Genomic DNA, 10,786 nt, shown 5'->3' with positions numbered 1-10,786 from the left:
AACTTCTGCATTAATAACCAGATCAATTCCGTCGATATCAATACCTCTTGAAAGAATATCCGTACCGATTAATAATTGCAACTGACGGCTTTTAAAGGCCCGCATGATCTCTTCACGTTCTTCCTGTTCCAGATCGGAATGAAACCCTTTGAGGCTAAAGCCCATACTGGAAAGATCACGTTCAAGTTTTTTTACATGTTCTTTTGTAGAAGAGAAGATGATGATGCTATTATAATTTCCGGTTGAAAGTATGTGCTTGATTAATTTATTTTTCTGTTCGTTGTAGACCAGGTATGCCTGCTGCAAAATACCTTCTGCAGGTTTAGAGATGGCAATGTTCACCTGAACCGGATCTTTCATCAGTTTATTTGCCAATGCACGCATCTTTGCAGGCATGGTAGCTGAGAACATAATTGTTTGGCGGTCGGCAGGCAGATAATTGATTATACGAATAATGTCATCATAAAAACCCATGTCCAGCATACGGTCTGCTTCGTCCAATACAAGATGCTTGATCTGTTTTAAATTTGCAGTGCCTGATTGCAGCTGTGCCAGCAATCTGCCGGGAGTCGCTATGACAATGTTGGCTCCGTCAGTCAGCGCTTTGCGCTGCTGATCCCATGTTGCTCCATCTCCGCCTCCATATACAGCAATGGAGCTTACATTGATGAAATAGGAAAAGCCTTCGATTTGCTGATCAATCTGAATAGCAAGCTCTCGTGTAGGAACAAGTACAAGTGTATTCAAACCATCAGAGTTTGACTCTATGATCTTATGCAGGATAGGCAGCATGTAAGCGGCTGTCTTACCGGTACCTGTTTGTGCGCAGGCCATCAGATCCTTGTCGGACAGAATCACGGGGATGGATTCCTCCTGTATCGGCGTTGGTTTATTAAAGCCCATGGAGCTTAGGCTATCCAGTAAACCAGCGTTAAAATTAAAATCGCTAAATGTCAATGATGTAATGTTAAATGTTTCTTCTTATTTGGAAGTAAAGATAACAAATAATCAGCAGTTTTAACGGGTTTAAGCGATAAACCTCAAGAAGATAACTATTTAGAAGCCTGTATGTAGGCAAGTACGCAGAATTAATTCTTAAATCTTGTGGCAAAGAGGTACTTTTCTTTCCAGTAGCTGTCAAATGTATTGGTAATAATAACTCCGCTTTTATTGGAAGCATGTATGAAAGTGCCATCGCCCAGGTATATGCCGGCATGTGTGATAAAATTAGCACTGTTATAGGAACTGTAGTAAAACAGCAGGTCGCCTTTTTGCAAAGAATCTTTAGAAGGAACGATGGTGCCATACCTACCCTGTTCATGGGACGAATGAGGCAGTATGACTCCGAACTTTTTATGTACAACCATAACCAGCCCGGAACAATCTATCCCCTTTTTTGTTGTACCGCCCATTACATGCGGTGTTCCGATGAACGTTTTCGCATAGGCGATCACCCCTTCAACAGAATAGCTGTCAATATTTACCGTTTTTTCAATACCGCCTTTTTGATAAAGCTCTAACTGGGTTTTGACTGCCTGGTTTGCCGTATTGTCAATCACCTGCTGAAAACGTGGCGATACGGATTGATTCGTAAAACTTACCAGACAAAAGAGAAGTAAAAGATGAAATGGTATGCGGGTATATGAATGCATGGAATTAATTTTTCAATGAAGTTTAAGTCGAACCTGGATCAGGCTTCAACAATTTCTCCGGTTTCGTTATCGGCGGCTTTGACAGGTTTATAACCTTTTATAGCAAAGAAAATGATATAGGCATAACATACCAGGCATAACGCAAAGCTGTATCGGTAACCAACATGATCTGCCAGTATACCTTGAAGTATTGTAACAAGCGCACCGCCGGCAACCATGGTGACCATTAATCCGGAAGCACGGCTGGTATATTTTCCTAAGCGGGCAATACCCAGCGGAAATATACTTGGCCACATAATGGAATTGAATAAGCCGATCAGCAATAAACATACAGCTGCCAAAGGCACAATGATCGGTTTGAAGTTAAAATAAAACTCCATCGTTGTACAATCTTCACCCATATTAATAACCGGCACGGTAATTTTATTATGAATCATAAAATCTGTCATGCTTAGAAAGATCAATGCAAATGCAACAATGGCAACAAAGGCAAGAGCTGTGTGTGTTGCAACTTTTTGTGTGACCTTGCTTCCCATGAAACGGCCGATCATAGCTCCTGCCCAGTAATAGGCAACCAGGCTGGCTGCAAACTTTTCAGGAATATTTCCCATGGTATCTGATTTTAAATATACAACCAGTAAGCTTCCGATAACTACTTCTGCTCCTACATAAAAGAAGATGGCTCCGGCGCCAAAAAGCAAATGCCTGAATTCAAAAATACTTCCTGTTAGTACTTCATCTTTTTCATTTTCGATAGACAACTTAGGAAGTTTCATGAACCACATGAATGCTGTTATAGCAATGATCAATAGAGCTATGGCAACATAGAGGCTACGGGTCGTTGCAAGCGTTTCTGTTTTTGTCATGATACATTCATTCAGCAGATAGAATGAACCGAAAATCGGGCCAACTGCTGTAGCAGTTGAGTTCAGAGCACCGCCAAGGTTCAGGCGAGCAGCGCCAGTCTCCGGTGTGCCCAGAGAAATCAGGTATGGGTTGATGGCTACCTGCAGAATGGCAAACCCGCTGCCGACAATAAATAATGCCAATAAGAATAATCCGTATGAAGCGTATTCGGATGCCGGATAAAACAACAGCAGACCAAACGCTACAATCAATAAAGCATAAATGGTACCTTTTTTATAGCCGATTTTTTTAATCAGGTTACCTCCCGGAATAGATAGCAAGCCATAAGCCATGAAGAAGCTGAACTGGATCAATAAGAGTTTCCAGTTTTCATTGTCTTTAAAATCAAACGTACTTTTCATGATAGGAATAAGCACATCATTTAAAACGGTAATGAAACCGATCACAAAAAATAATGTGGCCATCAATGCAATAGCTGCTGTGTATTTTGCATTCGGATCTAAAGAAGAATGAGAAGAGATATGAGTTGAAGAACCACCTGCCATAAAATTACTTTCGTTTAAAACAAACAATCTTCGAATATAGAGCAGGATTTGCTAACTACAAAGACAGCAGGTGTGTTTCTTTGTTTTTTTTCATTATAAACAAAAAAAGACCGATTTGCGCATCGGTCTTTTTTACTTCAACAGATTAAAAAATAAATTGCTTAACTGTATAGGTTAATTAGTTAAACACGAAAAATATTTTTAACGGATCTTTCGTGCTTAACTGTAGCAATTATTTGATGACATTGAATTTCTGCACAGCCGCACCGTTTTCACCCTGGAGACGAATCAGGTATACACCATTTTTTAAATTTGATGTATTGATTTCAAATGTATCGCCAGTCCAGTTGCCAGTTACCGGGAATTCATTTCCGTTCAGGTCAATAATAGCAGGCTCTTCAACCAGGTCAAATGGCTTCACAATAAACAGACTTGATGAAGTCGGGTTTGGATACAGATTAATTTTTATGTTCTTCAGAACAGCATTTTGATTTGCAGTAACAACGGAAACTTCATATGATTTAGCTTCGGGTTCAATACCAGAGAAGATACTCTGTAAACTTCCTGAAATATATGCCAGCGGAGCATTCCAATTGATAGCAATTTCATTGGTTGAATAGCTACAGTCGCTGTCAACATAAGAAAGTGCTGGTAAGGAAGAAGGATAACCAGGACAATTATCATTTTGGCCTGAGTTCGGTCCGCCTGCAAGCAAGCCCGGTACTGCTGCAGCGATACCGTCCGCCTGTGATGGCCTGTGGTGGATATTGTTTGATGGCTTTGATCCGAATCCGGTTACAAATGAATAGCCTGTAGCATTTCGTCCCATTAAGTAATCCAGATTAGAAAGTGCTCCCTTCAGATAAGTACTGTCTTTTGTATAATTAAATGCTTGGATCAATACCAGCGCCTGATTAGCAGCAACAGAGTTGCTTCCCCAGCCAAAGTCTCCTGATTTTCCTCCCATTACAATTCCATAAGGAGATGATAAAGACCATTTAATTAAACTATCTGCATATGAAATCACCTTTTTCATCAACATCGTTGTATCAGAAACATTCGGAAGCGAGTCTACGATGTTTACCCTGTTATGAGACATTGAAATGAAACCTAAGGTATAAACATTTGGCCAGTCAGGTCTGTCACAGTTTCTTGGAAGACTAGGCTCAACTTTATCTAAGTAATACCACTTTTTTAAAGTGGTGGTAAATAGTTCTGATGCAGCCCAAATGAATTCGTCTGAAGCATTTCCATCTCCATATACACCTGTATTAATTGCAGGTTCAGGTAATGCTGATTGGTTATAATATATGGCAGGATTATAGATTGCCCATTCATAAGCTTTTACAGAAGCTTTGATGCAGGAATCTGCAAAGCCGGGTAATTCAGAATTGTAATTAATGAAAATTCTGGAAGCCTGAGCCATAACAGCAGCAAAATCAAGGGTTGCCGGAGTACATTTTTTTACTACGTAACGCTTGTTTGTTGCGTCTGCAGGCATTACAGTTTGATCAAAATCTTCATTTGTAAGTTTGTGGTATACACCTCCATCAGCATCCTGCATCGTTAGCATCCACCGAAGATTCCACAATGCTTCATCCAGTACATCCGGCAAATTATTATTGCTTTCCGGAATGTTGAGTTTTAAAGTATCATAATAAGTAGGAAAATGTTCGTAACATGCAAGTAAGGTATAAGTGGAAATACCAGAGTTAACAATGTATTTATTATAATCTCCTGCGTCGTACCAGCCTTTTGGTGAACTTATAACACTTCCTGCCGGTCTACCTGGTGAAGCAGCTGAAGGGTGAATGTAAACAGTTTTATCCGGATGACCAGCCGCTCTGGCCCAGATTCCACCATAGGTTGCCGGAATAGCCGTTGATGCTCTCTGATAATAAAAACCTCTTATACTTCCTTTTGAGAGCCCATTTAGAATTGTTTCACTGATTGTAAATGTATAAGATGGTGTAGTAATTCCTGATACCCGCATTTTATATTTTCCTGGAATATTAAATCCCGAAAAGTCTGCAATTCTGACAGATTCACCTGAATATGCCCAAGTCTGGCTTGGTTGTAAGTTGCCCTCCCATAAAGTATCTGAAAGATCATCTTTAACAATATAAAATTTAGGAGTTGTAGTGGAAGCGCCACTCACAACAGCTCGTTTATATCCATCTTTAAAAAAACCTACTTGATTGATTTTGATACCTTGTGAACCAACAGGAATATCGGCAGTATTTACCCGTGAACCAATCATAACACTATCTATCATAAATGATCCTGTATAACCAGGTGTTCCTGGAGCTGCCGGATTTACAGTAATTAGTATCTTTGTGATCTGGGCAGAATTTACAACACCATTATTAGTGCCATATTGTTGATAAAAACGTCCTGAAAAATCGAAAAAATAATCATAATAATTCAGATTGTCAGCTTTTACAGTTTGAGTTATAGGTAACTGATTTGTACTTCTTCCTGCTGCATCTATCATATCTATCCGCAAGGTAAAACTCGTTCCGGATTTTACTTTAATTGAGAGATATGGCTTATCTGTAACATCAATACTTGAAAAAGAATATGGAAAGCCTCCATAATTAACTCCAGCTTTATTGCAATTAACTAATAATTGGTTGTTATTTCCTGATTTATAGATGGATAGTGAATATTGACTAGTACTCGTCCAAGTCGGGCTTAAAGGATTAGTACTGTTATATGATTCAAAATCATCACCTGCACCGGTTTGAGCAATGCTTTGCAAGGTCAGGATAAAGAAAGCTGTTATTAAAAGGCTTATTTTTCTCATATTTTTTAACATTTAAACAATAATACCTGTTTTAGGTAAAAGGTGTTCTGATTTTGAGTACTTTTGTTAAAAATAGCGACCGTTTTCTTGGATTTTGTTTTGTTCTTTTCGTAATTTGTTACCACATATAAATACTGAATATCAATACTTTTGATATGGTTCAAAGAGTGAAATACTATTTTAATACCACATTTTATTTTTTTAGCTTTATTTATGTTTTTTTATCAATAAACATAGATTTAGCCGCGCAGGAATCTGTTACTTTAGGGGCACAGGAGAACCTTGTATTAAGAGCAAATCAGCTCGATTATTTTGTAGATCGTGTTGGGGTGGCCGATCATGCTGCAGTAATTTCAGGTAAATACGATTCTTTCTTTAAAGAAGTTTCCCAGGATATTTATTATAAACCACCGGTAAATGTTAATTATTGGGTACGATTCAGATTAAAAAATACCGATTATGAATAAAGATCGATAGTCGAGTTTCTGGATCCACATATTTCAAACTTGATTTTCTTCGGGCCAAATTCTTCAGGAAAATACGATACATTAAAAATGGTGGGTTATGATCTGCCATTTAAGAATAAAGAATTTCAGCATAAAAACTATGTGTTCAAGACGTTTTTACCTAAGGATTCTGTCACGACGTTCTATGCATTGCTGAATTCGAAAAATTATTCCAGTCTGGCGTTAACAGTAAGGGAAGAAAGTTTTTCCTCTTTTTATGCACTAAGGGAATACATAATGCTCGGACTTTTTTATGGAATATTATTGATCATGGCCATATATAACCTGTTCATTTTCTTCAATATTCGTGAACGGGTTTATTTGTTTTATGTATTATATACAATCGGTTGTGCATTCAACTCCTTTTCTGAAGATGGGTTAGGTTTTCAATACCTCTGGCCAGACTCTCCTGCCCTCAATCAGCTGATCATGATGGCCGCGCCTCTATTTCTCTTAAGTGCTTTCATGCTGTACTCTTTTTCTTTTTTGAAAATGAGTATTCATGCCAAGAAGATCAGTTATCTGATTATTCTGTTTTACGTAGTTTATGTGATTGTCTTTTTTATCGAACGATTGATCTTTAAAACTCAGAACTATTATCCATTTCTATATCTGATTCCATTTATTTTAATTTACATAACCTCCTACTTTATCTATTTTAAAGGGGAAAAGTCCGCACGGTTTTTCATTCTTGGGTACACAATGATCCTGATCAGCTTCTTCATATTTGTTTTGAGAACACTGGATCTTGTACCTGTTACTTTGTTTACTGTTTATAGCTTTAACTTCGGATTTGTAATTGAAGTAGTAATTTTATCACTCGCCTTAGGCGATCGTATTCGTATTGAAAGACATGAACGTGAATTGTTTCAGCAACGCTCAATTATTCAGTTAACAGAGAATGAACAGTTGAAAACAGCTCTTATTGTGGAACTTAAGGAGAAAGAACGTATACTGGAAACCGTAAATACGCAATTAGAATCTAAAGTTGCTGCCCGTACATTGGATTTGCAGAACAAAACAGACGAACTCAGTGTCTTCAATTCAAACCTTTCCAAGTTGGTTGAAGATCTGAATCAAATGAACATTAAACTTGACGTCGACAACTGGCAACTGAAAAAGCAGGTACAGGAAGAGGTTAAGGCACGTTTATCGGACGAAGAACTGAGTACTGAAAAATTCAAGGAATTATTCCCTGATGAAGCTACGTGTTTGCGTTACCTCGAGAATATAAAATGGCACGATGGTTTCATCTGTAAGAAATGCGGACATGATCGTTTCATCACGCACACCTCTCCTTTTACACGGAAATGCACTTCCTGCAAACACGTAGAAAGTGTTACTGCCGAAACACTTTTCCATGGAATACGCATTCCTATGGATAAAGCATTTTATATTGTGTACGATACGATCCGTTTGGGTAAATCAAAAACGCTGGAAGAATTGTCAGACCTGCTGAGCCTAAACAAAAATACGGTGTGGGCTTTCAGGAAAAAAATTCAGGCCGCGTACGAGCAGTTGAAAACGAAATCAAAAGGAGCTACAGTAAAATGGGATGACTTGCTGGGTAAGTAATTATTTTATGGCAATAAAACTTCCCATTCTTCCGGTATTAATCGTTTCTCTTCTTGCTGAATAAAATTTATCAGTTTCTGCAAAGGTACAGAATCCGGCAATTTCAATGTTCTTTGTAAGAACACCTGCATCTGTTAATTGATCTTTGTTTTCTTTCCAGAGATCAATACAGGTTTTATGATCATCAATCTTCCTTTGGCTGCCAGTGCGGAATTGTCTGGCAACTTCATTTCCTACTTCATAATTTTTCTGAGAAATGGATGGACCTATACAGGCAATAATATCCTGCGATTGACTACCGAAAATTTGATTCATTTTAAAAAGTGTTTTAGCACCGATCTCTGCTACGGTTCCCCTCCATCCGGCATGAATACTAGCAACAACGTACTTTACCGGATCAACCAATAAAACAGGTACGCAATCTGCAGAAAGCACTCCAATGATTATATTTTTCTGATTGGTGATTAAAGCATCGGTGTCTTTAAATACCTGATCAGCGTTTTCATGCGTAACGATTGCAATGTTGCAGCTGTGAGTTTGTTCTGGTATAACACCTGCTGCACCAGGTAAATTAAAATGTAGCAATAATTCCCGTCTGTTTTGGAGCACAACTTCGGCATTGTCGGGTACATGCAAACCATAATTCAATCCGTCAATGAAACCCCTCTTTATTGACGGGTTTTTACCTGTTACTAAATGTGATACAGAATCAATTTTGTTGATATGCTCAAATTGATAATGCTCCTGATTATTGCTTATGATGGCTTGCATAATGGATCAATATCCCCAGACAGCGTGTTTATATTTTGCAGGAATAGTAAAAAGTGAATCTGCTAACAGGGATGGAGAAATATCACTCACTTCCATGGACAGTTGAAACCCTTTTTCAAAGATTACTATTTTTAAAGGAATCCCACCTTCGAACTGAACAAATGCTTCGTGATGCAGATTCCCGTCAACAAAGCCAATAGATCTGAAACTGGCGTCATTCATAGAAGGGATAGATTTTGTGATCCAGATATAACTTGTATTGATCTCTGAATCCTCTTTGGTAACAAGAATGTATTTAACGCAGGGTCTTTTTAAAATTACAACAGAATCGGTCGTTTTGGTAATGCTTATAATAGAATCATACCTATTCATATTAGTCGAATCGCTTAATACGGCATAGGTTTTAATATCATCTTTAATAAAATAAGTAGTTTCGGTGGAATCCAGATACAGCATATTTCCGGTAAGTTTAGCCAGGCTGCCCCCTTCGATCTTGGTATAAGAGTTATTATTCTTCAGGTAAATAACCAGCGAGGTTGGGAATATATTTTTGGCATTGTTTTCACTTTCAAGATTGGCTGCTTGTGTGGCCTTTAAATCATTCAATCTTTTTTGCATGTTGCTTTTCACTGTTGGATTTTCCAGCAATAAATACTGCATTTCCGGATCGTTTAACTGTTGTTCCAGCTCTGCAATAGACTGATTGATCTCAGAATTATCTTCGCGAATAATCTGCTTCTGGTATTTTTCGACTTCCTTTGAATCTATTACATCAGTTGTACATGTCCAGGTCATGGTACCTTCAAAAGGTTTTGTCTGGGCACTTACAACTGATGTAACGGCAAATAAAAAAGAAAGCAGGTACAGGTATTTCATAAAAAGTGTAAACACGAAATGTTTAAATTCAAGAATAGAGATCTATTAATGCGTGTAAGGAACTTCTTTAAAACCTGCAGGAATCACAAAGTCTGAAGCTGGCAAAGTTCCGGCTTTTAATTCTATTACTTCCATCTTCATTGTCTGTCCTTCATGAGTCATTTCCATTCCTAAAACAACTCCGTTGATTTTTTTGAATGCTTCTGAAAAAGAATGTGTACCGGCATATGAAATCTGAAATGACTTTACATCGTATTGTTTTAAATCTTTTGTTGCCCATAGATTCATAACTTGCTTCTGCCCTTTTTGAGTAATGGTTACTACATACTTTGTACAATTGTATGTCAGAATTTTTTTTGTTTCTGTTGTTGCTGTAACAGTAACAACGCTGCTGTCGTTTGTTTTAGCGGGTGTCTTGGGTGCTACAGAATACGTTTTGGAATCTCTTTTTATATAGTATGTTTTATCAGTGGATTTTTGATATAAAATATCACCCAGAGAAGCTGTTATTCCTCCATCAACTGTAGTTAATGAGCTCCCGTCTTTTACTTTGATTGTATAGGATTTAGGCAATAAATTATTTACACCGCCCTCTCCTTGCATCGCTTTCATTACTTCAAGCTGTTTTTCAAGTGTTTCTTTCATTTGAGGATTGCTTTCGAACATAGCCTTCATTTGAGGATCATTCATTTGCTTTTCCATTTCAGCAATATTTTTATTGAGGTCGGCTTTTTCTTTTTCAGATAACTGCGTCCCCGCCGGGCTCTTGCCTGCAGCAGTAGTCATGGCCATACTCCATTTTATGGTTCCTTCAAAAGCTGTCTGCGAAAAGGAAAAACAAATGGTCATTAAAAAAACTGTAATAGATAAAAGTGCTTTCATAGTTTTTATGTTAGAGTTAAATTAAAGGTACAAGTTTGTTAGAAATCTATTTTAATTTGTCAGCAAAAACTTTCTTGAATTTTTCAAGCTTTGGTCTGATGATGTACATGCAATAAGGCTGTGCACCATGTTCATTATAGTAGTTCTGATGATAATCTTCTGCCGGATAAAATTTATCAAAAGCTGTAATTTCAGTAACGATCGGGTTTGCGAATACTTTTTCAGAATCTAATTTATGTTTATAAAATTCAGCTTCCTTTTTCTGTTGTTCATTGTGATAAAAAATAACAGATCGGTATTGTGTTC

10 protein-coding genes are annotated in these 10,786 nt (G+C 37.7%); 2 read left to right on the top strand and 8 right to left on the bottom strand.

Translation table 11 applies throughout. From position 1 onward, the window contains the following. The 4 genes from ACTHJT_RS04980 to ACTHJT_RS04965 all read right to left on the bottom strand — a co-directional run. Positions 1–957 (bottom strand): DEAD/DEAH box helicase (locus tag ACTHJT_RS04980; RefSeq protein ID WP_440236784.1); only part of this gene is annotated, 957 nt, incomplete at its 3' end. A 131-nt stretch (positions 958–1,088) separates the two neighbouring features. Then, complete coding sequence (locus ACTHJT_RS04975) at positions 1,089–1,652, bottom strand: C40 family peptidase (protein WP_440236783.1); 564 nt, start codon at positions 1,650–1,652, stop codon at positions 1,089–1,091. A 38-nt stretch (positions 1,653–1,690) separates the two neighbouring features. Next, entirely contained in the window at positions 1,691–3,064 is a 1,374-nt protein-coding gene (locus ACTHJT_RS04970; protein ID WP_440236781.1) for a sugar MFS transporter, read from the bottom strand. A gap of 232 nt (positions 3,065–3,296) precedes the next feature. Next, entirely contained in the window at positions 3,297–5,870 is a 2,574-nt protein-coding gene (locus ACTHJT_RS04965; RefSeq protein ID WP_440236780.1) for a glycoside hydrolase family 9 protein, read from the bottom strand. Positions 5,871–6,037: 167 nt separating this feature from the next. Here ACTHJT_RS04965 and ACTHJT_RS04960 point away from each other — a divergent pair, with 167 nt between their 5' ends. Together ACTHJT_RS04960 and ACTHJT_RS04955 are read left to right on the top strand one after the other, a co-directional pair. Then, on the top strand, positions 6,038–6,337 hold the full coding sequence (locus ACTHJT_RS04960; protein ID WP_440236778.1) for a hypothetical protein: 300 nt from the start codon (positions 6,038–6,040) through the stop codon (positions 6,335–6,337). A gap of 6 nt (positions 6,338–6,343) precedes the next feature. Continuing rightward, the gene (locus ACTHJT_RS04955) at positions 6,344–7,951 is read left to right on the top strand and encodes a 7TM diverse intracellular signaling domain-containing protein (RefSeq protein WP_440236786.1); all 1,608 of its coding nucleotides are present in this window, start codon (positions 6,344–6,346) and stop codon (positions 7,949–7,951) included. Here the strand turns inward: ACTHJT_RS04955 and pgeF are convergent, their stop codons facing one another. The 4 genes from pgeF to ACTHJT_RS04935 all read right to left on the bottom strand — a co-directional run. Further along, positions 7,952–8,722, bottom strand: coding sequence for a peptidoglycan editing factor PgeF (pgeF, locus tag ACTHJT_RS04950; protein ID WP_440236777.1), 771 nt, complete (start codon positions 8,720–8,722; stop codon positions 7,952–7,954). It lies immediately after the preceding gene. Positions 8,723–8,728: 6 nt separating this feature from the next. Further along, on the bottom strand, positions 8,729–9,598 hold the full coding sequence (locus ACTHJT_RS04945; RefSeq protein WP_440236775.1) for a DUF4412 domain-containing protein: 870 nt from the start codon (positions 9,596–9,598) through the stop codon (positions 8,729–8,731). A 45-nt stretch (positions 9,599–9,643) separates the two neighbouring features. Further along, positions 9,644–10,480, bottom strand: a complete 837-nt coding sequence (locus tag ACTHJT_RS04940) for a DUF4412 domain-containing protein (RefSeq protein ID WP_440236773.1) — start codon at positions 10,478–10,480, stop codon at positions 9,644–9,646. A 46-nt stretch (positions 10,481–10,526) separates the two neighbouring features. Then, a partial coding sequence (locus ACTHJT_RS04935; RefSeq protein WP_440236771.1) for a peptide-methionine (S)-S-oxide reductase occupies positions 10,527–10,786 on the bottom strand: 260 nt, incomplete at its 5' end.

This window comes from Cytophaga sp., from assembly GCF_051961495.1.
Taxonomy (GTDB): domain Bacteria; phylum Bacteroidota; class Bacteroidia; order Cytophagales; family Cytophagaceae; genus Cytophaga.
This window is presented reverse-complemented; position numbering and strand designations above follow the sequence as displayed.